This is a genomic window from Lentibacter sp. XHP0401, assembly GCF_025751535.1.
Taxonomy (GTDB): domain Bacteria; phylum Pseudomonadota; class Alphaproteobacteria; order Rhodobacterales; family Rhodobacteraceae; genus Lentibacter.
The window spans coordinates 223290-247340 of sequence record NZ_JAOWLC010000001.1 but is presented as its reverse complement, the minus strand read 5'-3'; the positions used below and the strand labels follow the sequence as shown (position 1 = coordinate 247340).

At 59.7% G+C, this 24051-nt stretch carries 24 protein-coding genes; 13 read left to right on the top strand and 11 right to left on the bottom strand.

Annotation, left to right across the window (positions count from 1 at the left end):
• Window positions 1-66: 66 nt before the first annotated feature.
• Entirely contained in the window at window positions 67-1383 is a 1317-nt protein-coding gene (gene glyA / locus OE750_RS01295; RefSeq protein WP_263760550.1) for a serine hydroxymethyltransferase, read from the bottom strand.
• 103 nt (window positions 1384-1486) lie between these two features.
• On the opposite strand from glyA, the gene OE750_RS01290 reads away from it, so the two are divergent.
• On the top strand, window positions 1487-2350 hold the full coding sequence (locus OE750_RS01290) for a LysR family transcriptional regulator (RefSeq protein ID WP_263760548.1): 864 nt from the start codon (window positions 1487-1489) through the stop codon (window positions 2348-2350).
• Here OE750_RS01290 and OE750_RS01285 read toward each other — a convergent pair.
• Together OE750_RS01285 and OE750_RS01280 are read right to left on the bottom strand one after the other, a co-directional pair.
• A complete protein-coding gene (locus tag OE750_RS01285; protein WP_263760546.1) occupies window positions 2347-2814 on the bottom strand; it encodes a DNA polymerase III subunit chi in 468 nt (155 codons plus the stop codon). The two genes, OE750_RS01290 and OE750_RS01285, sit on opposite strands and share 4 nt — an antisense overlap.
• Window positions 2815-2818: 4 nt before the next feature.
• Window positions 2819-4303, bottom strand: coding sequence for a leucyl aminopeptidase (locus tag OE750_RS01280; RefSeq protein WP_263760544.1), 1485 nt, complete (start codon window positions 4301-4303; stop codon window positions 2819-2821).
• Between the two features lie 182 nt (window positions 4304-4485).
• Here OE750_RS01280 and lptF point away from each other — a divergent pair, with 182 nt between their 5' ends.
• The 6 genes from lptF to rsmA are packed head-to-tail and all read left to right on the top strand — an operon-like array spanning window position 4486 to window position 11916.
• A complete protein-coding gene (gene lptF, locus OE750_RS01275; RefSeq protein WP_263760541.1) occupies window positions 4486-5622 on the top strand; it encodes an LPS export ABC transporter permease LptF in 1137 nt (378 codons plus the stop codon).
• Complete coding sequence (gene lptG, locus OE750_RS01270) at window positions 5619-6716, top strand: LPS export ABC transporter permease LptG (protein ID WP_263760539.1); 1098 nt, start codon at window positions 5619-5621, stop codon at window positions 6714-6716. Before lptF ends, lptG begins: the two co-directional genes overlap by 4 nt.
• The gene (locus OE750_RS01265) at window positions 6713-8884 is read left to right on the top strand and encodes an LPS-assembly protein LptD (RefSeq protein ID WP_263760537.1); all 2172 of its coding nucleotides are present in this window, start codon (window positions 6713-6715) and stop codon (window positions 8882-8884) included. The genes lptG and OE750_RS01265 overlap by 4 nt, the downstream gene beginning before the upstream one ends.
• A gap of 5 nt (window positions 8885-8889) precedes the next feature.
• A complete protein-coding gene (locus OE750_RS01260) occupies window positions 8890-10122 on the top strand; it encodes a peptidylprolyl isomerase (RefSeq protein WP_263760535.1) in 1233 nt (410 codons plus the stop codon).
• Between the two features lie 55 nt (window positions 10123-10177).
• On the top strand, window positions 10178-11077 hold the full coding sequence (gene pdxA, locus OE750_RS01255; protein ID WP_263761186.1) for a 4-hydroxythreonine-4-phosphate dehydrogenase PdxA: 900 nt from the start codon (window positions 10178-10180) through the stop codon (window positions 11075-11077).
• Window positions 11074-11916, top strand: coding sequence for a 16S rRNA (adenine(1518)-N(6)/adenine(1519)-N(6))-dimethyltransferase RsmA (gene rsmA / locus OE750_RS01250; RefSeq protein ID WP_263761184.1), 843 nt, complete (start codon window positions 11074-11076; stop codon window positions 11914-11916). Before pdxA ends, rsmA begins: the two co-directional genes overlap by 4 nt.
• Before the next feature lie 34 nt (window positions 11917-11950).
• On the opposite strand, the gene OE750_RS01245 is transcribed toward rsmA, so the two are convergent.
• The 3 genes from OE750_RS01245 to prfA all read right to left on the bottom strand — a co-directional run bounded on the left by OE750_RS01245 (window position 11951) and on the right by prfA (window position 14697).
• A complete protein-coding gene (locus tag OE750_RS01245; RefSeq protein ID WP_263760532.1) occupies window positions 11951-12598 on the bottom strand; it encodes a DUF4167 domain-containing protein in 648 nt (215 codons plus the stop codon).
• 210 nt (window positions 12599-12808) lie between these two features.
• Entirely contained in the window at window positions 12809-13648 is an 840-nt protein-coding gene (gene prmC, locus OE750_RS01240; protein WP_263760530.1) for a peptide chain release factor N(5)-glutamine methyltransferase, read from the bottom strand.
• Window positions 13645-14697: a peptide chain release factor 1 gene (gene prfA / locus OE750_RS01235; protein ID WP_263760528.1), complete on the bottom strand. Its 1053-nt coding sequence runs from the start codon at window positions 14695-14697 to the stop codon at window positions 13645-13647. Before prfA ends, prmC begins: the two co-directional genes overlap by 4 nt.
• 62 nt (window positions 14698-14759) lie before the next feature.
• Between prfA and OE750_RS01230 the strand changes: the two genes are divergently transcribed.
• Window positions 14760-15038: a hypothetical protein gene (locus tag OE750_RS01230; RefSeq protein WP_263760526.1), complete on the top strand. Its 279-nt coding sequence runs from the start codon at window positions 14760-14762 to the stop codon at window positions 15036-15038.
• Here OE750_RS01230 and OE750_RS01225 read toward each other — a convergent pair.
• The 4 genes from OE750_RS01225 to OE750_RS01210 all read right to left on the bottom strand — a co-directional run bounded on the left by OE750_RS01225 (window position 14985) and on the right by OE750_RS01210 (window position 18811).
• Entirely contained in the window at window positions 14985-15386 is a 402-nt protein-coding gene (locus OE750_RS01225) for a DUF1499 domain-containing protein (RefSeq protein WP_263760524.1), read from the bottom strand. The two genes, OE750_RS01230 and OE750_RS01225, sit on opposite strands and share 54 nt — an antisense overlap.
• 48 nt (window positions 15387-15434) lie before the next feature.
• A complete protein-coding gene (gene speB / locus OE750_RS01220) occupies window positions 15435-16403 on the bottom strand; it encodes an agmatinase (RefSeq protein ID WP_263760522.1) in 969 nt (322 codons plus the stop codon).
• 74 nt (window positions 16404-16477) lie between these two features.
• Window positions 16478-17641 (bottom strand): M20 aminoacylase family protein, encoded by a 1164-nt coding sequence (locus OE750_RS01215; RefSeq protein WP_263760520.1) that lies wholly within the window; start codon window positions 17639-17641, stop codon window positions 16478-16480.
• A gap of 12 nt (window positions 17642-17653) precedes the next feature.
• Window positions 17654-18811, bottom strand: a complete 1158-nt coding sequence (locus OE750_RS01210) for a M20 aminoacylase family protein (protein ID WP_263760518.1) — start codon at window positions 18809-18811, stop codon at window positions 17654-17656.
• A 62-nt stretch (window positions 18812-18873) separates the two neighbouring features.
• Between OE750_RS01210 and mazG the strand changes: the two genes are divergently transcribed.
• The 4 genes from mazG to OE750_RS01190 all read left to right on the top strand — a co-directional run bounded on the left by mazG (window position 18874) and on the right by OE750_RS01190 (window position 22350).
• The gene (gene mazG, locus OE750_RS01205; RefSeq protein WP_263761182.1) at window positions 18874-19695 is read left to right on the top strand and encodes a nucleoside triphosphate pyrophosphohydrolase; all 822 of its coding nucleotides are present in this window, start codon (window positions 18874-18876) and stop codon (window positions 19693-19695) included.
• A gap of 78 nt (window positions 19696-19773) precedes the next feature.
• Entirely contained in the window at window positions 19774-20784 is a 1011-nt protein-coding gene (locus tag OE750_RS01200; RefSeq protein WP_263760517.1) for a Fe(3+) ABC transporter substrate-binding protein, read from the top strand.
• 181 nt (window positions 20785-20965) lie between these two features.
• The gene (locus OE750_RS01195) at window positions 20966-21907 is read left to right on the top strand and encodes a nucleoside hydrolase (protein ID WP_263760515.1); all 942 of its coding nucleotides are present in this window, start codon (window positions 20966-20968) and stop codon (window positions 21905-21907) included.
• Window positions 21904-22350 carry a GNAT family N-acetyltransferase gene (locus OE750_RS01190; RefSeq protein ID WP_263760513.1) on the top strand — a complete coding sequence of 149 codons (447 nt, stop codon included), beginning with the start codon at window positions 21904-21906 and terminating at the stop codon, window positions 22348-22350. Before OE750_RS01195 ends, OE750_RS01190 begins: the two co-directional genes overlap by 4 nt.
• On the opposite strand, the gene OE750_RS01185 is transcribed toward OE750_RS01190, so the two are convergent.
• Window positions 22347-23243, bottom strand: a complete 897-nt coding sequence (locus OE750_RS01185; RefSeq protein ID WP_263760511.1) for a DMT family transporter — start codon at window positions 23241-23243, stop codon at window positions 22347-22349. The genes OE750_RS01190 and OE750_RS01185 overlap by 4 nt on opposite strands.
• 90 nt (window positions 23244-23333) lie before the next feature.
• On the opposite strand from OE750_RS01185, the gene OE750_RS01180 reads away from it, so the two are divergent.
• Entirely contained in the window at window positions 23334-24032 is a 699-nt protein-coding gene (locus OE750_RS01180; RefSeq protein WP_263760509.1) for an endonuclease/exonuclease/phosphatase family protein, read from the top strand.
• Window positions 24033-24051 lie beyond the last annotated feature (19 nt).

Here is a 24051-nt window from a genome sequence, read left to right as displayed (position 1 = left end):
CAAAAATACCTCGGGGGTCTGGGGGCAGCGCCCCCAGCGGGTCGCGTGCGTCAGCGCGTGAAAATCCTAATGCACAAAATGCACATGGTCAAAATCCACACGCCACTCCACAACATCCCGCGCCACGGCCTCTGCATCATTCCCCAAAAGCCCTCGCGCAATCAGCTTCGCCAGCCTCGGCGCATCCGCAGATGTCATGCCCCAGCGGACAAGCTCGGGCGTGCCAATGCGCAGTCCGTTCATGTCCCCGCTCACCGCTTCAACCGGCAAACCAATCCCGCAAGCCAGAAAGCCCGCCTGCCGCAGCTTCTTGCTCGCTGCCTGCCCGCCACCATACGCAGCCGCCCTAACAGCAAACTGGTGGCTCTGCGTCGCGCCATGCTTGCCTTCAAACACAGGCAGCCCCTCGGCCCCCAAAGCCTCAGCCATTGCCTGCGCCATCGCAATCATCTCGCTCGCATAGGCCTGTCCGAAATCGCGCCAGTCGAGCAGCGTCACAGCCAGCGCGGCCGACTTCGCCGCATCAAAGTTTGCCGTCATGCCGGGAAAGGCAATCGCATCAAGCCGCTCCACAAGCTCCGCATCGTTGCTCACAATCAACCCGCCCGCAGGCCCGCCAAGGCTCTTGTAGGTGCTCATCGTCATCAGATGCGCACCCTCGGTGAGCGGATTGCGCCAGGCCTTGCCCGCAATAATTCCGCATTGATGCGCCGCATCAAACAACAGAACCGCACCCACAGCGTCGGCAATCTCGCGCACCTGCGCCACAGGATGCTCATATAGGTTCAGGCTCCCGCCCAGCGAAATAAGCTTGGGCTTCTCGACAACAGCCAGCGCGCGCAAGCCATCCACATCAACGGTATATCCATCCGCCAAGACAGGCGCATGAAGCACGCGCAGCCCGTAAAGCCCGGCACAGCCCGCCGCGTGGTGCGTGACATGCCCGCCAATGGCCGCAGGCGGCGCAATGATGGTATCACCGGGTTTGCAACACGCCATAAAGGCATAGAGGTTCGCAATCGCCCCCGAAGGCACCCGGATCTCGGCAAACTTCGCCTCAAACACCTCGGCGGCCATGGCAGCAGCAATCACCTCGATCTCTTCAATCGCCTCCAGCCCCATTTCGTATTTGTCCCCGGGGTAGCCAAGCGAGGGCCGCGAGCCGATACCAGACGCCAGAAGTGCCTCCGCACGCGGATTCATCACATTGGTCGCGGGGTTGAGGTTGAAACATTCCCGCTCATGTATGCGCTTGTTCTCTTTCGCCAAGCTTTCGATGCGCTCGATAACATCGGCCGAGGCCGCAGCCTCCGTCATTTGCGCCACGCGCATCACCAAGCTTTCACAGGCTTCAGGAACCCAACTGCGTTTCTTCAATGTCATGTTCATTCTCCAAATCTCTCACCATAAGAAGTGGCGCAGAATGATGCTTGCGGCAAACCAGAAAGACGCTACCGTAAGTTTAGAAATTCTAAGGGTAGTAATCATGCCAGTCGCGCCACCCCGCCCCAAAGGTCCGCCGCTCAACGCCCTGCGCGCATTTGAGGCCGCCGCACGGCTTGGCAGCTTTGCTGCGGCGGCGGATGAACTCAGCGTCACAGCGGGGGCGATTTCCCAACAGATCAAACAAATCGAAGGCTGGGCAGGAACCGCGCTGTTTATCCGCCGCGCGCAGGGCGTTGCGCTCACATCCGCAGGCCGCGAGCTTCTCGCGCCGCTCACCCGCGCGTTTGATAACATCTCCGAGGCGACAACCCTGTTGCGCAGCCTCAGCCCCAAACCTGTGCTCAATATCGCAACCCTGCCCAGCATTGCGCAACTCTGGCTTCAACCGCGCCTGGCAAAGCTGCGGGCTGCCCTTGGCGCGCCGAGCCTCTCGGTTTACGCACTCGAAAGCCCGCCCGACATGCGCCGCGCCCCGTTTGACTGCAGCCTGTTTCTACGCAGCCCCACAAGTGCAGCCACTGAAATGATCATAGAGCAAGACAGCCTCCTGCCCGTCTGCGCGCCCTCGGTCGCCGCGCGGCTGCACACACTGCAAGACCTTACGCGCGAGACTTTGCTCTATGATGAAAGCTGGCAGAACGATTGGCCGCTCTGGGCCAAAACCAACGGCCTCACGCTCGCGCCAAATCAATCCACCGCGCGCTACTCGCTCTATGCGCTCGCCCTGGCCGATGCCAAGGCCGGCTTTGGGGTGTTGATGGGGCATGTGCCATTGGTGCAAGACGCGTTAGGCAAAGGCGACCTCGTCGCGCCGTTTGATCTGGCTTTGCAAATCGACAAAGCTCTGGTGCTGGAACTCGGCCCGGCCGCCCCGCAAGACCTGGCCTTGCGTCTTACCGCCTAAGCCCCTGCACTCTCCGCCTTTTTCTCCCAGCGTCCGCTCTCCTCTGACCAGTATTCAGCCGCGCAGCCCGCGCCTGTCAGAGCTTTCCATTGCACACGCGCCGCCGCCACGGCCTCGTCCTCATAGCCATTAAAGACAATGCACACCCGCTCAAGCCGGTTCACTTCCTCGGCTGTAACAGCCGCACCGTCAATCGCCATGAGACAGGTCGCGCCATTGGGCATATCGGTGGCCTCCGTCAGCAAAACAGGTTGCTGCGCGTCATGCGCTCCGCCCGCAAGCCCGTGTGGCAAAAAGCTCTCGGGCCGCCCGCTCCAGAGCTTCTCGTCAAGCCACTCAAGGCGCCCGCGTTCGGCGCCGCGCACTGCCACCTTCCAGTCACGGCTCAGCGATGCCTCCAAAAGCTGCGGCAAGGCCTGCTCCAGCGGCCTGCGCGTCAAATGGTAAAACATCGCCTTGCCCATGCGTTCAGGCCTCGGCCGCTTTGGTCTCGTAATTATCCGCCACAAAACGGTTCAGAGCCATAACACCCCAGCCTGTTGCCCCTGCCGCCGCATAGGCCGTGTCGGCCTTCACACTCGCCGTGCCCGCGATATCAAGGTGAATCCACGGTTGCCCGTCTTTTACAAATCGCTTGAGGAATTGCGCCGCCGTGATTGAGCCCGCCATGCGCCCGCCGACATTTTTCATGTCGGCAATGCGGCTTTTCAGCAGGTCGTCATAGGCCTGCCCCATGGGCAAACGCCAAGCGCCCTCGCCCTCGGCATCGGCGGCTTTGAGAAAACTGCTGCAGAAGGTGTCATCGTTTGAAAACACACCAGTGTTCTCATTGCCAAGCGCCACCAGAACAGCGCCCGTGAGCGTGGCAAGGTCGATCATTCCCGCAGGCTTGTATGTCTCCTGCGCATACCACATCACATCACACAGAACGAGGCGGCCTTCTGCGTCGGTGTTGATCACTTCAATCGTGTCACCCTTCATCGAGGTGACAACATCCCCGGGCCGTGTCGCCCGGTCGCTCGGCATGTTCTCGACAAGGCCCACAAGCCCGATCACATTTGCCTTGGCCTTGCGCTCGGCCAAAGCCTGCATCACGCCAGCCACCGTGCCAGCGCCGCCCATGTCCATGGTCATATCTTCCATGCCGGCAGCGGGCTTAAGGCTGATACCACCCGTATCAAACACAACCCCCTTCCCGACAAGCGCCAGCGGAGCTGCGCCTTTTTCACCGCCAAGCCATTCCATGACCACAACCTTGGAGGGGCTGATGCTGCCGTGCCCGACCGAGAGCAGCGAGTGCATACCGAGCTTTTCAAGCTCGGGTTCGTCCATCACCTTCACTTTAAGGCCAAGCTTGCCCAGCGCCACCAGACGGTCGGCAAACTCGGTCGTTGTCAGATGGTTTGCGGGTTCGTTCACCAAGTCACGGGTGAAATGCACACCGCGCGCCACAGCCAAAGGGTCCGCCGTAGCGGCCTCAAGGTTTTCAGGCTTGGGGCACATCACAAGGATCGCGCCCGCGTCTTCCTTTTCAGCCGTCTTATGTGGCGTAAACTCGTACGTTCGCAAAGCCAGCCCCATGACAATCTCATGCCCCCGTGGCATCGCCCCAAGACAGAGCGTGAGCGCTGACTTGCCTTTGACCTTAGCCAAAGCCACACCGGCTTTGCGCGCCATATCGGCCTTCGCCGTGCGGGTCAGCTTCACAACATCCACCGCCTCGGCTTCCATCCCGGAAGGGTAGCCCAGAGTGATGACATCGCCTTCTTTTGCCTTCTCAAAACGCTCGCTCGACAACAGCCGCTTCAACGCTCCTTTGGTGAGCCGCGCCACACGCCGCCCCGCTTTCCCCAGCGTGCCGTCAAGCCCGGCGATAACAGCCACACGGCCCGTCACGCTGCCCAAAGCGTCCAGATCAAGGTCTTTGAAGTCAAATTTCACAAGCTCGGCCATGTCGTTCTCCCGTTTCTTTGCCCAAGTCGTAACGCGCCACGCGCGCCTTGGCCAGAGCCCTCGCTCAAGCTTTTTTCGGCACGCAACAGCTTTCAGTTAGGGCCTATCCGCATTAGCAGTTTACGCTGCCCTTCCACATCTAGTAGTATTCGCACAACGCAACACCAGCCGAGGGGGACATCGTGGCCAGATTCGACCGCTATATGCTGTCGCAGCTTATGGTCCTGTTTGGCTTCTTCTCGCTGGTTTTGGTCGCCGTTTACTGGATCAACCGCGCCGTCAAACTGTTCGATAGGCTGATCGGCGACGGGCAGACCGCAATGGTTTTTGCCGAATTTACCGCGCTCACCCTGCCCTCCGTCATTCGTGTTGTGCTGCCCATCGCAGGCTTCGCCGCCACGCTTTATGTGACCAACCGGCTGAGCACCGAAAGTGAACTCACCGTCATGCAATCCACAGGTTTTTCGCCCTGGCGCCTTGCGCGGCCCGTGTTCTTTTTTGGCATCGTTGTCGCGCTCATGATGGCGGCACTCACGCATTTACTTGTGCCTGCGTCGCTCAAACAGCTCCAGTTGCGCGAAGCCGAGATTTCGCAAAATGTCACCGCCCGCCTGCTCACCGAAGGAACCTTCCTGCACCCCACTGACCGCGTGACTTTCTACATCCGGGAAATCACCCCCGAGGGTCGGATGAATGATGTCTTCCTCTCCGACCGTCGCAACCCGAATGAAAGCGTCACCCATACCGCGGCCTCCGCCTATATAGTGCGCCAAGAAAGCGGTCCCTCAATCGTAATGGTCAACGGGCTCACACAGCGGCTTTCGCGCCCTGAAAACCAGCTCAACACCACGCACTTTGCCGATCTTTCCTATGATATCAGCGGCTTCCTCTCTACCAACGGCCCCCAAAAGCCCCAGTTACGGCACTTTACAACGCTTGAGATGCTCACCAACCCCATCCATATCCAGGTCCGCACAGGCGTTAATACTGGCGTTTTTGCCGAAGAGCTTCACATCCGGTTTGTGCAACCGCTCTTTGCGCTCACGGCTGCTCTTCTGGGCTTTGCCACACTCCTGTCAGGTGGCTTCTCGCGGTTTGGCGTCTGGCGTCAGATCGTGATTGCACTCATCCTTCTGGTGCTCATCAAGGCGCTTGAAGGCGTTGTCACGGAGCCGGTGCTCAGCACGCCTTCGCTCTGGCCACTGTTGTATATGCCGTCGCTGCTCGGGTTGTTCATGGCAACCCTTCTCCTTGCACGCAGCGCAGGCCAGCTCCCCTCGCGCACCGCACGGCGGCGCAAAAAGGCGGCACTCACATGACATTGCACCTCTATTTTATCCGCAAGTTTGTCATGCTCTTCTTCGGGCTTCTCGCACTGTTTTTCATCTTTCAAACCCTGATTGATCTCATAGAAACCGTGCGCCGCTTTCAAGGGATTGATGTGAGCTTCTGGGGCCTTTTGCGCCTCACGCTCCTCAATGTGCCGCAGGGGCTTTACCAAATCCTGCCGCTGGTCATGATCCTGTCTGCCATTGCTCTGTTTCTCGGCCTTGCGCGCTCTTCCGAGCTTGTCGTGGTCCGCGCCACAGGGCGCTCTGGCCTGCGCACGCTCGTCGCGCCTGCTACCATGGCGTTTATCATCGGCGCGGTGCTTGTCGCCGTGTTCAATCCTGTTGTTGCGGCCACAAGCAAGCTTTCCAACGATATCACCCAGAAATTGCGGGACGGCACATCCGATGTGCTCTCGATCTCGGCAGAAGGCCTCTGGCTCAGGCAAGGCAGCGCCGAGGGTCAAACCGTGATCCGCGCCGCCTCGGCCAATCCCGATGCAACCGTGCTCTATGATGTAACCTTCCTGTCTTATGCCCCAAACGGTGGCCCGATAAAACGGGTTGAAGCCGCCGAGGCCCGCCTCGTGCCCGGCGCGTGGGAACTGACACAAGCCATCGTCTGGCCGCTGACCTCAGGGGTAAACCCCGAAGGCAGCGTTGCGCGTCACCTGACGTTACGGATCTCGTCAACACTCACACACGAACGCATCCTGGAAAGCTTCGGAGCCCCCAGTGACATTTCCATCTGGGATCTGCCCGCTTTTATCAAACAGCTTGATCAGGCCGGTTTCTCCACACGCCGTCACGCTGTCTGGCTGCAAATGGAGCTGGCGCAGCCGCTTTTTCTGCTGGCCATGGTCCTCGTCGGTGCAGCCTTCACCATGCGCCACGCCCGCGGCGGCGGCACAGGATTTGCCGTGCTGGCCTCGGTTCTGCTCGGTTTCGGGCTTTACTACATCCGCAATTTCGCGCAAGTCCTCGGTGAAAACGGGCAAATCCCCGTAATGCTCGCCGCTTGGGCACCGCCCACCGCCTCAATCTTATTGGCGTTGGGTCTGCTCTTGCATATGGAGGACGGATGACGCTTATCGCACGGATATTGGCAAGTCTTACGCTGCTTCTGGGGCTGGCACTGCCACTTCATGCCCAAGATGCACCTGCGATGCTTGTGGCCGATAGCGTATATCTGGATGGTAAAACGCGGCTTGTGGCCCAAGGGCGCGTTGAGGCGCTCGCAGGTGAAAGTCGTATCACCGCCAGCAAAATAACCTATGATCGCGCCACCGAACAGCTGACAATCGAAGGCCCGATCCGCATCGAGCAAGACGGTGATATCAGTGTGCTCGCCTCCTCTGCCGAAATGGACCCGCGGTTTCAAAACGCCATCCTGCGCGGCGCTCGCCTTGTGCTCAACCAGCAAGTGCAACTCGCCGCCTACCAGATGAACCGCGTCAACGGGCGCTACTCACAGCTTTACAAAACCGCCGTCACATCCTGCCATATCTGCAATGCAGGCGAGCCGCCGCTCTGGCAAATCCGCGCCCGCCGCGTGATCCATGACCAAGCCGAAAAGCAGCTCTACTTTGAAGGTGCACAACTGCGCGTTCGTGATGTCCCGATCTTCTATCTACCCTACCTGCGCCTGCCCGATCCAACACTCGAGCGCGCCTCGGGCTTCATGATCCCGTCGCTCTCCAGCAGTTCAACGCTCGGCACAGGCGTGCGCCTGCCCTATTTCATAAAGCTGGGCGATCACCGCGACCTCACACTCGCGCCCTACCTGCGCACCAAATCCCGCTCGCTAGAGTTCCGCTACCGTCAGGCCTTCCTGCGCGGCGATATCTCCTTTGAAGGAGCCTACTCGCGGGACGATCTGCTGCCCGGTGAAACCCGTGGCTATTTCTTTGGTGGAGGCGCTTTCAGCCTGCAGAATGACTATCAACTCAGCTTCGATATCGAGGCCACGCTGGATGACACCTATCTGGTAGATTACAGTTATTCCTCCAAAGACCGCCTCGATAGCGAAATCGCACTCACCCGTGCCAAACGCGACAGCTACACAAACGCGGCACTCGTCCACTATTACACCCTGCGCACCGACGAGAGCAATTCGACCATCCCCTCGCTCATCGCCGATTTTGCCCATGAGCGGCGTTATTTCCCGCGCGGCCTGGGTGGTGAGCTGCGCATGAGCGCAGCGCTGCACTCTCATTACCGCAGTTCCGACGATGATACTGACAGCGATCTGGACGGCATCATCGACGGACGCGATGTCACCCGCCTTGGCGCCGAAGTCAGCTGGCGGCGCAACTGGACGCTGCGTCGCGGGCTTCAGGCACAGGTGCTTGCCGGTGTCGCCGCCGATCAGTTCTACACCGCTCAAGATTCCACGCGCCCAAGCTCGGCCGCCGAAATCACCCCGATGGCCGCGCTCACCCTGCGCTGGCCTTTGCAGAAGTTCACCAAGAATGGCGCGCAGCATATTGTCGAGCCGTTCATGCAGATTGGCTGGGTCGGCGGCACAAACTCCGATGTCGCCAATGATGAAAGCACACGCGTCGAATTTGACGAGGGCAACCTGCTCAGCCTCTCGCACTTCCCCGCCGCCGACCGCCGCGAGCGTGGCGCCAGCCTGTCATATGGCGTCAACTGGAGTCGCACGGGGCGCGAAGGCTGGGAAAGCACGCTCACTATGGGGCACATCCTGCGTCAGGAAGCGCTGCTTGACGCCTCCACATCTACAGGCTTCGCTTTCTCAAGTTCCTCCGGCCTCTCGGGGAAAAACTCGGATGTGCTACTCGCAGGCCAGCTGCGCTCTCCCACCGGGCTGGCCCTCACAGGCCGAGCGCTGTTTGGGACCGATCTTGACCTTACCAAAGCCGAAGCCCGCGGCACTTGGCAAAAAGACCGTTTCGGCTTTGGCGCAAGCTACGTCTGGCTCGACGCCGACGCCGACGAAGACCGCACGGCGATCGTGGCGGAGCTCTCGCTCGACGGGCTCTATCGCTTCTCACGCCATTGGACCGGCACAACCAATATGCGCTATGATGTAACCGCCGAGCGCGCCGCAGAAGCGGGAGTTGGCCTGCAATACCGCAATGAATGTGTGAAAGTTGACCTTTCGCTCTCGCGCAGGTTTACCTCTTCCACTATCCTGACACCATCCACCGAGATGAGCCTGACTGTCGGCCTGCTCGGGTTTAATGCGAGTTCGCAAGACAAAAGCTACGCACGCAAATGCAAGGACTGAAATTGATGATCACGTTTTCACCCCTCAAAACCCTGACTTTTGCACTGGTTGCACAGGCTGCACTGGCCTTTACAAGTGCAGTGCCGGCCTATGCGCAGAACCTCTTCGCCCCGGTGATCAAGGTCAACGACAAGGTGATCACCGAATACGAGCTGGGTCAACGCGCCCGCATGTTGCAGCTCTTCCGCTCGCCGGGTGACCCCGCGACAGAAGCCCGCAAACAGCTCATTGAAGAGCGCCTCAAGCTTGATGCCGCCGAATCTCTCGGCCTATCGCCCACTCCCGAAGAGCTCGCCGAAGGCATGGCCGAGTTCGCTGGCCGCGCCAATATGGACACCGAGCAGTTCCTCCGCGCCCTCGAAGGCGGCGGTGTGGATGAAGCCACGTTCCGCGACTTTATCATCACAGGCATCGCCTGGCGCACATTGGTGCGTGCCAAGTTCGGCCCCCGCGTCGAAGTGGATGACAACGATATCGACCGCGCCCTCAGCGCCACAAGCGTGGGCAATGTCCGCGTGTTGCTGTCCGAAATAATCCTGCCCGCACCGCCCCCTCAAGCGGCACAAGCTCAGGCCCGCGCGCAACAAATCTCGCAGATTACAACCGAATCCGCCTTCGCATCGGCAGCGCGCCAGTATTCTGCCACGGCCTCACGCAACCGCGGCGGCAGACTTGACTGGATGCCTTTGTCCAATCTGCCACCCGCTCTGCACGGCATCATCCTCGGCCTCGCACCAGGCCAGGTGACTGATCCAATCCCGATTGACGGTGGTATCGCCCTCTTCCAGATGCGCGGCATCGAAGAAGGCAAAGTCATCGCGCCCGAATACTCGGCCATCGAATACGCCGCCTACTATATCGCAGGCGGGCGCACGCCCGAAGCGCTTGCCAACGCCAAAAAGGTCAAAAACCGCATCGACACCTGCGATGACCTCTACGGCATCGCCAAGGGCCAGCCGGTAGAAGTGCTCGAACGCGGCTCCAAAGCCCCTGCCGACATTCCGACAGATATCGCCATCGAACTGGCCAAGCTGGACAAACACGAGGTCTCAACCGCCCTCACCCGTTCAAACGGCCAAACGCTGGTTTTCCTTATGCTTTGCGGCCGCACCACCAAAATCGCCGAAGAAGTGGACCGTGGCCAAGTCGGTATCAGCGTTCAAAACCGCAGGCTCTCAAGCTTCGCCGATGGCTACCTCGCGCAGTTGCGCGACGAGGCACGGATCATTGAATACTAAGCCCGTTGCGCTCACGTGCGGTGAACCGGCAGGCATCGGCCCCGAACTGGCGCCGATGCTTTGGGCTGCACTCAAAGACGAGCTCAGCTTCTTTCTAGTCGGTGATCCTTCGCACTTGCCCGAGGGCTCCGCTTACGTAGAAATCAATACTCCCGCCGAGGCCCCCGCCGCGATGGCGCATGGCCTGCCCGTTTTGGCACTCCACATGGGCGCGCCGCGTGTGCCCTCCGTGCCCGATCCCGCCCATGCGGCGGGCGTCATCAAAAGCATCGAACGCGCCGTCGCGCTGGTTGAGGAGGGCGAGGCCTCGGCTGTCTGCACGCTTCCAATCCATAAAAAAGCCCTCAAAGACGGCGCGCAATTTGCCTTTCCTGGCCATACCGAATTCCTCGCTCATCTTGCAGGCGTTGAGCATGTGGTGATGATGCTCGCCAGCCCCGCGCTGCGCGTTGTTCCTGCAACAATCCACATCGCGCTCGCCGATGTGCCAACCGTGCTCACACCCGAAGGCCTGCGCCGCGTGATCGAGATCACCGACACCGCACTGCGCGACCAGTTTCACATTGCGCAGCCCCGCCTTGCCGTCGCGGGGCTTAACCCGCACGCGGGTGAAGGCGGCACAATGGGCCGCGAGGAGATCGACTGGATCGCCCCTCTGCTGGACACCATGCGCGCCGAAGGCTTTGAGCTTCGAGGCCCCCTGCCCGCCGACACCATGTTTCACGCCGCCGCCCGTGCAAGCTACGACGCCGCCATCTGCATGTATCACGATCAGGCCCTGATCCCGATCAAGACACTCGACTTCGATCGCGGCGTTAACGTCACCCTCGGCCTGCCCTTCGTGCGTACATCGCCTGATCACGGCACCGCCTTTGACATCGCAGGCAAAGGCCTCGCCAACCCGAGTTCCAGCCTTGAAGCCCTGCGCCTCGCATGGAAGATGGCCAACACATGAGCCAGATCGACAGCCTCCCGCCGCTGCGTTCGGTCATCGCCACACATGGCCTCTCCGCGCGCAAATCCCTGGGGCAAAACTTCCTCCTCGATCTCAACCTCACGGCCAAAATCGCCCGTCATGTCGGCGATCTGTCCGGCTCCGATGTGCTTGAAATCGGCCCCGGCCCCGGCGGGCTCACCCGTGGCCTCTTGTCCGAAGGCGCGCGCCGTGTGCTCGCCATCGAGAAAGACAGCCGCTGCATCCCCGCATTGCAGGAAATCGCTGCCGCCTACGAGGGCCGCCTCACCGTGATAGAAGGCGACGCGCTGCAAATTGATCCGCTGAGACATCTGCAAAAGCCGATCCAGATCGCCGCCAATCTGCCCTACAATATCGGCACAGAGCTTCTCGTGCGTTGGCTCACCCCGCCCGAATGGCCGCCCTTCTGGGACAGCCTCACCCTCATGTTCCAGCGCGAAGTGGCCGAGCGCATAGTCGCCAAACCGGGTTCAAAAGCCTACGGACGACTAGCGCTCCTTGCCCAGTGGCGCTCCGATGCCGCGATCGTGCTCAACCTGCCGCCCGAAACCTTCACCCCGCCACCCAAGGTGAGCAGCGCTGTGGTCCATATCAAAGCGCTTGAAAAACCCCGCTTCGAGGCCGACGCCAAAACACTGGAGCGCGTGGTCGCCAAAGCCTTCAACCAGCGCCGCAAAATGCTGCGCGCCTCGCTGAAAGGCATTGCCCCCGATCTGGAAGACAGGCTCATCGCTTCAGGCATCAAGCCCACAGACCGCGCCGAAGTGATCGGGCTGGAACAGTTCTGCGCCCTTGCCCGCACCCTCAAGGCCACCTAACAAAAAACCCCGCGTCATGCGCGGGGTTTTCTCTTTATTCTGCGGCTTCCGTGCCGCCCTCGGATGATCCACCCTCATCACCGGGCGCCTCTTTCTTGCGCCGAGGCTTACGCACACGCTTGGGCTTTTCCGAAGCGCTCTCTGGTGTCTCTACGAGGCCACTGTCGTTATCACTGCTCCGCATCATTTCAAGCTGTGAAATCTCGGGGTGCGGCGTGTCGGCCGGGACATCAGGTTGCGGTGCCTCCGACGCATCACTCGCAACCGGCTCCTTACGAGGCTTGCGCGGTTCACGCGGCTCGCGGGGTTGTTCATTCCCGCCACCGTTGCTTTCGCGTTCCTGACGCTCGCGGCGCTCGGCGGCTTCACGGTCACGCTCGGCCTGACGTTCACGGTTTTGCTGTTCCTGCTGTTCGCGCTTGGCATTTTCTTCTGCCATCGCTTCACTCAGCATCCGCTGGTAATGTTCCGCGTGTTGCTGGAAGTTCTCTGTCGCCACACGGTCGCCCGCAAGTTGGGAATCGCGTGCCAGCTGGTTGTATTTCTCGATAATCTGCTGCGGCGTGCCGCGCACCTTGCCCTCTGGTCCCGAGCTGTCAAACACGCGGTTGACGATATTGCCGGAGGGCCGGTTGTTGTTCCGGTTATTCTTTGATCGCGAACGCGATTTCGATGATCTCATGTTTATAGAGCCTGAGCTTGTTAAATGGCCTTTGTTTGATTTGCGGCGTGCAAAACGCGCTTGGGGCAAATCCAAAGATTTCTGGCTTGAGCGTAGGCGGGACCGTCCTTAAGACATCCACCGCTTACCCGTTTCAATAATCATGTCACAGCCTGATTAACAAGATAAAAATTCCGCAAATACAGCGAAAACATGCCACCCGACCGCATTTTAGGCTGTTTTTCGGCCCCAAACCACGCGGTCGCGCCCCTCAAGGTCACTCAGAACCTGCAATTCTCCAAAGCCTACAGCGCGCATCATCTCACTCACATCTGCCGCCTGCCCTGCACCGATCTCGAACATCAGCCGCCCGTTCGGCTTCAGATAGTCTCCTGCATCACAACAAATCACCCGATACGCGCTCAACCCGTCGGCCTCGTCGGTCAACGCCATACGCGGCTCATATGCCAGTTCCGGCTGCAAATCAGACATCTCGTCAGCGGCAATGTAAGGCGGGTTCGACACGATCAAATCAAACCTGCCCTCTAGGCTTTCAAACCAGTCGGACAATACAAACGCCACCCGCCCTGCCACACCGAACGCCTCGGCATTGCGCCCCGCAACGGACAGCGCGGCAGCCGACATATCCGCGCCAACGCCCTGCGCCCCGGCCCGCTCTGCAAGCAAGCTCAGCACAATACAGCCCGAGCCGGTGCCAAGGTCGAGAACACTATCAAAAGCCTCGCTTAAAGCCGCTTCCACAAGGGTTTCCGTGTCGCCTCTCGGGTCAAGCACATCCCCGCTCACCTCAAAGACACGCCCGTAGAATTGCCGCCGCCCGATAATCTGCGCCACAGGCCGCCGCTTGGATCGCTCGGCAATAAGCACCTGAAACGACGCTTTTTTTTCGTCCGAAAGGTCATCCTGCAACAGCAGCGTCATACGTGAGGGATCAACGTCCAGCATATGCGCCATCAAAAGTCGCGCATCCCGTGCCGCGCTCTCGATTTTACTGTCGCTCAAGGTTTTCACACCTGCGCGCAAAACCTCGCCCACAGTTGCGTGGCTCACCCGTTCATCTCCGCCAGAAGCGTCGCCTGATGGTCGGCAATAAGCGCGTCGATAATCTCGTCCAAATCCCCCGCCATCACCGCGTCGAGTTTATAAAGCGTCAGCCCGATGCGGTGGTCAGTCATCCGCCCTTGCGGAAAATTATAAGTCCGTATCCGCTCGGAGCGATCTCCGGATCCCACCTGCGCCGCACGCGAGGCCGAGCGCTCGTCATGCACCTTCTGACGCTCCATATCAAACAGCCGCGTCTTGAGAACCTGCATCGCAATCTCACGGTTGCGATGCTGCGATTTTTCCGAGGAGGTCACAACAAGCCCGCTCGGAATATGCGTGATCCTGACAGCCGAATCAGTGGTGTTCACATGCTGCCCGCCTGCGCCGCTCGAGCGCATCGTATCAATGCGAATGTCATTCGCGTTGATCACAATATCCACATCTTCCGCCTCGGGCAGTACAGCCACAGTGGCCGCCGAGGTGTGAATCCGCCCGCCACTTTCTGTCTCGGGCACACGCTGCACACGGTGCACACCGCTTTCAAACTTGAGCCGCGCAAACACGTTCTGCCCCGCCACGCGCACAACCGCTTCCTTGATCCCGCCAAGCTCGCTCACGCTCTCTTCAAGTATTTCAAACTTCCAGCCGCGCGCTTCCGCATAGCGCTGGTACATACGCAGCAAATCACCTGCAAAAAGCGCCGCCTCATCGCCCCCCGTCCCGGGCCGTATCTCGATCAAAGCTGGCCGCCCGTCGGCAGCATCCTTGGGCAAAAGCGAAAGCTGCAAGCGCTCTTCCGCACGTGGCAACTGCGCGCGCAGCACAGGCAGTTCTTCTTCTGCCAGCGCTTTCATTTCGGGGTCCGCAAGCATCGCTTCGGCCTCGTCAATATCGCGCTTCAACCCTTGATAGCTTTCGATCTGCTCCACCACAGGGCGCAAATCGGAGTATTCCTTGGCCAATGCCGCAATATCAACATCGCCCCCTTCGGCCATTTTGGCCTCAAGGAACTGGAAACGCTGGATGATCTGATGAAGACGCTCTGTAGGAACCATACAAGGGATGTGCTGCATTCAGCCCGCTTGGTCAAGCGTCGAGTTTGTGCTATAATTGTGATATGATACGTGTAGCCATTCTCGCTATAGCGCTAACCGCACCTGCCCTCGCCGATCAAAACATCGGCGGCACGGTCGTTGACTGCTACTGCACCGATACCTCCGGCGCGCGCGTCGAGTTGGGCGAAAGCATCTGCCTACACGTCGGCGGGCGCATGTTTACCGCCCAATGCCAGATGTCGCTCAACGTCCCGATGTGGCGTGAAACTTCCGATGGCTGCCTGAGCTCACAGATTCAAATCAGCAAGCCACCCGCGGATGCGCGCCTGATTGACTCCTAAGTCCGATTTTCCGAAGCGCAAACGCCCGTATATTTCAAGCTGGCCGTCCTCAACCCGCACAGTCGTATAATCGGGAAAGCCCCAAAGCGCACTGCGCGTCACATAAAGCCGCTGCCCGTCCCATGTGCCAAGCTCTCGCGTGCGCGGCGTCGCCAGCAAAACAGCCGCCACATCTTCAAGCTCACCGTCAAACGCACGCGCAGCCGTAAAACCGCCCGCTTCCGCATGGTCCCCCACAGCCGCAACCGGGCCCGAAAGCTGCCAGCGCGCGGGGTCATGCGGAGCCAGCCGCACATAAGTGGCAAATCCTGCCAGCAGTATAAAAAGCGCAAACAGCGCCCAAATCATCCGCCTCATCCTTTCTTATTGCTCCAAATATCCTCGCCGAAGGCGAAATCAGCCTTTGCCAAGCCTGTTCCATCCGAGCAAACAGACAATCTCCATCGCCACATGCGCCCCCGCAACCGCCGTGGCCCCCGTGGTGTCAAAGGGGGGCGAAACTTCCACAATGTCCCCGCCGACAATGTTGATACCCGCCAGATCCCGCATAATATGCGCGGCCTGCGCGGAGTTTAATCCGCCCCAGACAGGCGTTCCCGTTCCGGGGGCAAACGCAGGGTCAAGCCCGTCAATATCAAAGCTGAGGTAAACAGGCCTGTCGCCGACAATCTCGCGTGCCTTGGCCGCCACCGCCGCGGGGCCAATCGCATGAACCTCACGCGCATCAATGATGTTCACACCCAGCGTGTCTTCATTCGTCGTGCGAATGCCGATCTGCACGCTCGTCGCGGGGTCCACAATCCCGCTCTTGACCGCTTTGTAAAACATCGTGCCATGGTCCACACGGCTCATGTCGTCATCGGCCCAAGTGTCTGTATGCGCATCAAACTGGACAAGCGAAATCGGTCCGTATTTCTCCGCATAAGCCTTCAAAATAGGGAAGCTCACATAATGGTCCCCCCCCAGCGCCACACTTGCCGCACCGCTGGCCAGAATACCCCTGATATGTGCCGTCAAAGCATCCGGAAACGCCGGGATATTCGCATAATCAAACGCCAGGTCGCCGTAGTCTACGATGCTCAATTCATCCAGCGGATTATACCCCCAGCCATAAGGTGCGTCAGGGCTTTGCAAGGTGCTCGCCTCGCGAATGGCGCGCGGGCCAAGCCGTGTGCCGGGGCGGTTGGTCACAGCCTGATCAAACGGAACACCCGTGACCGCAATATCCACACCGCTCAAGTCCTTGGTGTAGCGACGGCGCAAGAAAGAAAGCGCCCCGCCAAAGCTGTTTTCAAAGCTCACACCACGGTCGCTCTTGCGCGTAAACGCCTCGTCTACATAGTTTTTTGAATCTTCCAGTGCCATTTTATCTCTCCATTTACCCGGCCCTGCATGGCGCAAGGCGGGCGGGTGGGTGGGCCTTGTGCCATGCAGGGCCGTTAGCCAATCGGCGCCGCCTTCTCGACCAGACGCGCAAGAAACGATGCCCCGACAGGCGCAATATCGTCGTTAAAGTCATACGCCGGGTGATGCACCATCGCCCCGTCACCATTGCCGACAAAAGCATAAACCCCGGGCCGCTGCTCAAGCATATACGAGAAGTCTTCCGCCGCCATCATCGGCACTGTATCATCCGTGTAGCGCCCCGCCCCCACAATCTCGCGCGCCACTTCAGTGGCAAACACAGCTTTGTCAGGGTCATTCACTGTCGCGGGATAACCGCGGTCATAGGTCAGAACAGCCTCAAGCCCGAAGCTCGCCGCCTGCCCTGCAACAATCTCGCCCATGCGCTGCTCAACCATATCGCGCACATGCGAATCAAAGGTGCGCACCGTGCCGCAAACCTTTGCGGTATCAGGGATGATATTCGTCGCCGTGCCCGTGTTGATCTGCGTGACAGACACAACCAGACGCTCCTGTGCATTGTTGTTGCGGCTCACAATCGTCTGGATCGCCTGCACCATGGCAACCGCAGCGACCACAGGGTCAACCGTTGTGTGCGGCATGGCCCCGTGGCCGCCCTTGCCCTGAATCTCGATGTAAAAACTGTCCACAGCCGCCATGATAGGGCCGGGCCGCAGCTCGATACGCCCTTCCTCAATCCCGGGGCCGTTGTGAATCCCGTAAACTTCATCAATGCCGAACCTGTCCATCATGCCTTCCTGCACCATGGCCTCGCCGCCGCCGCCGCCTTCCTCGTCAGGTTGGAAAATCAACGCCACCTTGCCGGCAAAGTTACGTGTCTCGCTCAGATACTTCGCCGCACCAAGCAACATTGCCGTGTGTCCGTCATGCCCGCAGGCATGCATCTTTCCCGCAGTCTTGCTGGCATAGTCCAGCCCTGTAATCTCATCCATCGGCAAAGCGTCCATATCCGCCCGCAGGCCAATCACCGGCCCCTCGCCCTGCCCCTCGATGATCGCGACAACACCGCTTTCGGCCCAGCCTGTGCTGATCTCGGTGATGCCAAACTCTTTCAACCGCTCCACAACAAAAGCCGCCGTCTCATGGCAGTCGCGGCCCAACTCGGGGTTCATATGGATATGCCTGCGCCAGGTTTTCATCTCCTCGGCAAGCCCTGCAATACGGTTGATAACTGGCATGGTTCCGTCTCCTTACTGGTGCAGCGTCTCGATCAGACGCGCAAAAAACGAGGCCCCGATGGGCGCAACCTCGTCGTTAAAGTCAAATTCGGGGTGATGGACAGACGGCCCGAAACCCTGTCCCAGAAAGTAAAACGCACCGGGGCGCGCATTGAGCATATAGGAAAAGTCCTCCGCCCCCATTTCGGGCGGCAGATCGGTGACCACCAACTCCTCGCCCACCACCTCGCGCGCCACGGCGGCCGATTTCTCCACCTGCGCCGCATGGTTCACCGTCGCTGGATAGCTGCGCTCGTAAACCACCTCGGCACTCATCTCGAAGCTCTCGGCCTGCGCACGGGCAATCTCGCCTATCCGCCGCTCTGCAAGGTCGCGGTTCTCCTCGCTAAACGTCCGCACCGTCCCGCTCAGCTTCACCTCATCGGCAATAATATTGCTCGCCGTGCCACCATGAAACATCGTGACCGACACCACGATAGGGTCAATCGGGTTGGCATTCCTTGCCACAATGGTTTGCAGCGCCAGTCCCGTGTTCATCGCCGCAATCATCGGATCTTTGCAACTGTGCGGGTAAGCGGCATGACCGCCCACACCCTTCACAGTGATCTCCCATTCATCCACAGCGGCCATGATCGGCCCCGCCACAGTGCGTAATTCGCCCGCTTGCGCAAAGGAATCGGTGTGAATGGCATAGACTTCCTCAATGCCGAAGCGCTCCATTATGCCTTCTTCCACCATGATACGCCCGCCGCCAATCGCCTCTTCCGCAGGCTGGAAAATCAGCGCCACACTGCCTTTGAAATTGCGGGTCTCGCTCAGATATTTCGCCGCCCCCAATAACATCGAGGTATGCCCGTCATGTCCGCAAGCATGCATCCGGCCGTCAACCTTGCTGGCCCACTCGGCGCCTGTCTCCTCCTGCATCGGCAGCGCATCCATGTCTGCGCGCAAGCCTGTGCAAGGCCCTTCGCCCGTGCCGTTGATAATCGCCACAACACCTGTGCGCGCGATTCCTTCGTGAATTTCGTCCACCCCGAATTCGCGCAACCGTTCAACAACAAAACCCGCCGTCTCGTGGCAATCCAGCGCCAACTCGGGGTGCATATGAATATGCCGCCGCCAGCCCGCCATTTCCTCGGCAAAGCCCGCAATCCGATTTATCACTGCCATGTCTTGCACCTCTCGCCTGCTCAGATACTTTGCCACTGAACACCGAAGAGAAGGCAGGCGCAATGGCTGACCACACGCTAATTCACACCCCCAACGGCGGCCTTCCGCGCCTACGCGAAATCATGCGCGCCCTGCGCGACCCGCTCACAGGCTGCCCTTGGGACATCGAGCAAACGTTCGCCACCATCGCGCCCTACACCATTGAGGAGGCCTACGAAGTCGCCGATGCCATCGCTCGTGAAGACTGGGACGAGCTCAAGGGCGAACTGGGCGACCTACTGTTCCAGTCGGTCTTTCATGCCCAAATGGCCGAAGAGGCAGGGCTGTTCAACCTTGATGATGTGGCCGATACCATGTCCGACAAAATGGTCGCACGGCATCCGCATGTCTTCGGCTCCGAGAGCCGGAACAAATCAGCGGAGCAGCAGACCCGCGACTGGGAAGCCATCAAAGCACAAGAGCGCGCAGACAAGGCCGAAAAAGGCGCCCTTGATGGTGTCGCCCTCGGCCTGCCCGCGCTCCTGCGCGCCCACAAGCTGCAAAAGCGCGCCGCCCGCGTGGGATTTGACTGGCCAAGCGCGCGTGAGGTGCTCGACAAGATAGTTGAAGAATCCCATGAGCTTGTCGAAGCGCAAGAGAGCAAGAAGCAAGACCACATCGCCGAAGAATACGGCGACCTCATGTTTGTAGTGGCCAACCTGGGCCGCCACCTCGGGGTTGAGCCGGAAGAGGCCCTCAGAGCTGCCAACGCCAAGTTCACCCGCCGCTTCTCCCGAGTCGAAAGCCTTTTGGCCGCACAAGGCAAGCGCCCGGGAGACAGCACTTTAGAGGACATGGACGCACTCTGGAATACCGCCAAGGCCGAAGAACGGTCAGCAGAATAATACCTGATGTAATAATTCAGGTATTGACCCGACAAAAAGAGTCAGATTAAAGGTGGTCCAACGCCATAGGAGACCACCATGATCAACACAACCAAACTTACCTTCACCCTCGCGGCCCTCGCCGTGGCCACGCCTGCGCTGGCCCAAGAGGTCAACCTTTACTCCTACCGTCAGCCGGAGCTGCTCAAGCCACTGACCGATGCGTTCACCGCCGAAACAGGTATCGCCGTCAACGTGGCATATCTCGACAAAGGCATGGTCGAGCGCCTGCAAGCCGAAGGCGCGCGCTCCCCTGCCGATCTGATCTTCACCGTCGATATCTCGCGCCTCAACGAGGCGGTCGAGGCTGGCCTCACCCAGCCCGTCACAAGCGAAACGCTCACAGCCAATGTTCCGCCAATCTATCATGATCCCGAGGGCCACTGGTGGGGCCTCACAACCCGCGCGCGCATCATCTACGCCAGCAAAGACCGCGTGGCAGATGGCGAAGTGACAACCTACGAAGACCTCGCCGACCCGAAGTGGAAAGACCGCATTTGCACCCGCTCGGGCACCAACGCCTACAACATCGCGCTCACATCGGCCGTCATCCACCATCACGGTGAAGAAGCGGCAAAAACCTGGCTCGAAGGCGTCAAAGCCAACCTCGCACGCAAGCCGCAGGGCAATGACCGCGCACAAGTCAAGGCGATCTGGGCAGGCGAATGCGATATCGCCATCGGCAACACCTACTACATGGGCAAGATGCTCGCCGACCCCGAGCAAAAAGAATGGGCCGAAAGCGTCAATATCGTCTTTCCGACATTCGAAGGCGCAGGCACACACGTCAACATTTCAGGCGTCGCCATGACGAAAGCCGCTCCAAACAAAGAGAATGCGCTGAAAATGATGGAGTTCCTCTCCTCACCGGAAGCGCAGGAAATCTACGCCCATTCCAACTTTGAATACCCCATCGCAGAAGGCACAAAAGCCGATGCGCTGGTAGAAAGCTGGGGCAGCTTCACGGCAGATCCTGTCAACCTGATGGAGCTTGCCCGTCTGCGCGGCGACGCTCTCAAGCTCACCGAGATCGTCGATTTCGACGGCTGAATTTACCCCTCACGCGCAGTCCCTTGCGTATGTGGCACTTCACGGCGCTCCTTCGGGAGCGCCTTTTTTATGCCCCCTATACTGGGCCGCATTTCTCAGCCGGATTGCGCCCATCTGCAACGCCCCGCTGGACACTTCAGCCAAGTGTTGCCAAGGTCAGCCAAACCCATAAGAGGCCCCCATGAGCGCGCGTAAAATCATCATTGATACTGATCCGGGGCAAGACGATGCCGTCGCAATCCTGCTGGCCCTTGCCTCTCCCGAGGAACTTGAAGTGCTCGGCATCACCTGCGTCGCTGGCAACGTGCCGCTTCCGCTTACCGAGAGAAACGCTCGTATTGTCTGTGAGTTGGCAGGCAAACCTGACATCAAGGTTTTCGCAGGCTGCGATGCGCCACTCGCGCGCAAGCTTGTCACAGCCGAACACGTCCACGGCAAAACAGGCCTCGACGGCCCCACGCTGCCCGCGCCCACCATGGCGCTACAGCCCGAACACGCGGTTGACTTCATCATCAACACCCTGCGTGCCGAGCCTTCTGGCACAGTTACGCTCTGCCCCCTCGGCCCGCTCACCAACATCGCCACGGCCTTTCAGCGTGCGCCCGATATTGCTCCGCGCGTGGCCGAAATCGTCCTCATGGGCGGCGCCTATTTCGAGGTCGGCAACATCACCCCCGCCGCCGAATTCAACATTTATGTCGATCCGGAAGCCGCTGATATCGTATTCAGATCGGGCGCGCCCATCACAGTCATGCCGCTCGATGTCACTCACAAAGCCCTCGTCACCCGCGCGCGCAACGAAGCCTTTCGCAGCATAGGCTCCCCGGTGGGCATCGCCGTTGCGCAGATGACAGAGTTTTTCGAGCGTTATGATAAAGAGAAATACGGCTCCGAAGGCGCCCCCCTGCATGACCCCTGCGTCACGGCCTATCTCTTGCAACCTGGTCTCTTCACAGGCCGCCACATCAACGTGGAAATTGAAACACACTCGCCCCTCACCCTCGGTATGACAGTCGCTGACTGGTGGCGCGTCACCAATCGCGCCCCCAACTGCACCTTCATGGGTAATGTTAACGCCGATGGCTTCTTCGCCCTCCTCACAGAAAGGCTGGCCCGCTTATGAACCTCCTTCACCTCGCCCGCCCCGATGATATTCAAACGCTGCTGCCGCTGGTCGAGCGCTTTCACGAGCATCACGGCATTTCGCAAACCGATGAAAAGCGCCACGCCGCGCTCATGCCGCTGCTTGAGGGCATCCCGCACGGCATGATTTACCTCATTGGCCCGCGCAAAGCGCCCGTGGGTTATATTATCATCTCGCTCGGCTATTCTGTCGAGCTTGGCGGCATTGAAGGCTTCGTTGACGAGTTTTTTATCCGCGAGAAAATCCGCGGCCGCGGCATGGGCTCCGAAGTTCTGATGACCCTTCTGCCCGCGCTAAAGGAAAACGGCATCAGAGCGCTGCACCTTGAAGTCGAACGCGACAATGAAAAAGCCCAACGCCTCTACAAACGCGCAGGCTTCGAGCCTCGCGAAAACTACATGCTGATGACCCGAACGCGCTAGCTCTTGGCAACGCTCGGCTTGCGATTGATCAGAACAAGTCCCACCGCCACAAGCAACAGCCCCCCGATAATCTCGGGGCCGATCTGCTCGTTCAACAGTAGCCAGCCAAGGCCAACACCGCAGACAGGCGACAAAAAGCTGAACGATGCCACACCCGAAGCGGGGTAAATCTTCAGCAGCACAAACCAGATCAGATACCCGAAGCTCGCCACAGCCAGAACCTGAAAGGCCAGCCCCGCCCAGTGAACCAAGGCAGGCTCACGCAAGAACGGGCCAAAAAACAGTGACATCGCCATAAGCATCGGAACCGACACGCCGAGCTGCCACAAAAGCTGCACTTCAGAGCGCTCGTTCGAAATCCGGTTGAGCCGCAACACAAGAGCAATCCCGGCCCAGCCCAGCGCCGCCCCGAGCGCAAGAAAATCACCCGTAAGGCTCGCCTGAGCGCTCTCCTGAGGCTTCGCCAGAACCCAGATCACCCCTGCCATCGCCAGTATCAGGCCAATGGCACGTGAGGGTCGCATCCGCTCACCGGGCAGCACAAAATGCGCCGCCAGAGTGAGCCAGACAGGCATCGAGTAAAAAATGATCGACGCGCGCGAAACGGTGGTCAAATCCAGCGCCAGAAAAAGGCAGATAAACTCGAAGGTGAACAACGCCCCTAGCAACACCCCCGACCCGAGCAGATCGCGCCTGAGGCCAAGAGCCACCCCGCGATAGCGCATCCACGCAAGTAACACGAGAAAAGCAAACGCCGAGCGCAGCCCCGCCATAAAAACAGGCTGGAAGCCCCCGTTGCTCACCTTGATCACAACCTGGTTAAACCCAAGCACAATCGCAAACGCCGTGAGCGCCGCAGCACCCGCCAGATCAATATGTGTTTTTCTGTTCATCGGGCCAATGGATAGTGCATCCCGCCGATGGTCAAGCACCTTCGCTCTGCGCTATAAAGCAATTCACATGATTGTCTTAAAGCATCCCATATGACCCAGCCCCACCTGCGCCTCGCCAGCTACAACCTGCAAAAATGCGTCGGCCTTGATATGCGCCGCAGGCCCGACCGTGCCTTGGGTGTGATCGAAAAGCTCAACGCCGACATCGTTGTGCTGCAAGAAGCCGATAAGCGCCTCGCGCCCCGCCCCGCAGCCTTACCCCGCGCCATGGCCGAAGAGGCAGGCTGGCAGATCGTGCGCTTTGAAGGCAACGCGCTTTCGCTCGGATTTCACGGCAATGCCATGCTTTTTGCCCCGCACATCAAGCTGATCACCTCAGCCAAACTCGATTTGCCGGGTCTTGAGCCGCGCGGCGCCATCCGTGCGGAGTTTGATACGCCCATTGGGCCTTTGCGTATCATCGGCACACACCTCGGCCTCTTGCGCCGCTACCGCTTGTTTCAACTTCAAGCCATCATGAAACACCTTCACAGCCAGCCCGCCATGGCCACGGCCCTCGCGGGTGATTTCAACGAATGGGGCAGCCCCCGCGCGCTCGATGCCGCCACCCACGGGCTCGATATCATCGACATGCCCGCCAGCTTTCCCGCGCCCCGCCCCGTGGCTTCGCTTGACCGCTTCGCCCTCAGCGCCGAGTTGCGCGCCCTGAAAACAGGACGGCACACCGCCCAGCCCGCGCATATCGCCTCCGATCACCTGCCCGTCTGGGCCGACATAACCCGCCACTAAAAACGCCAAGCGTCACACA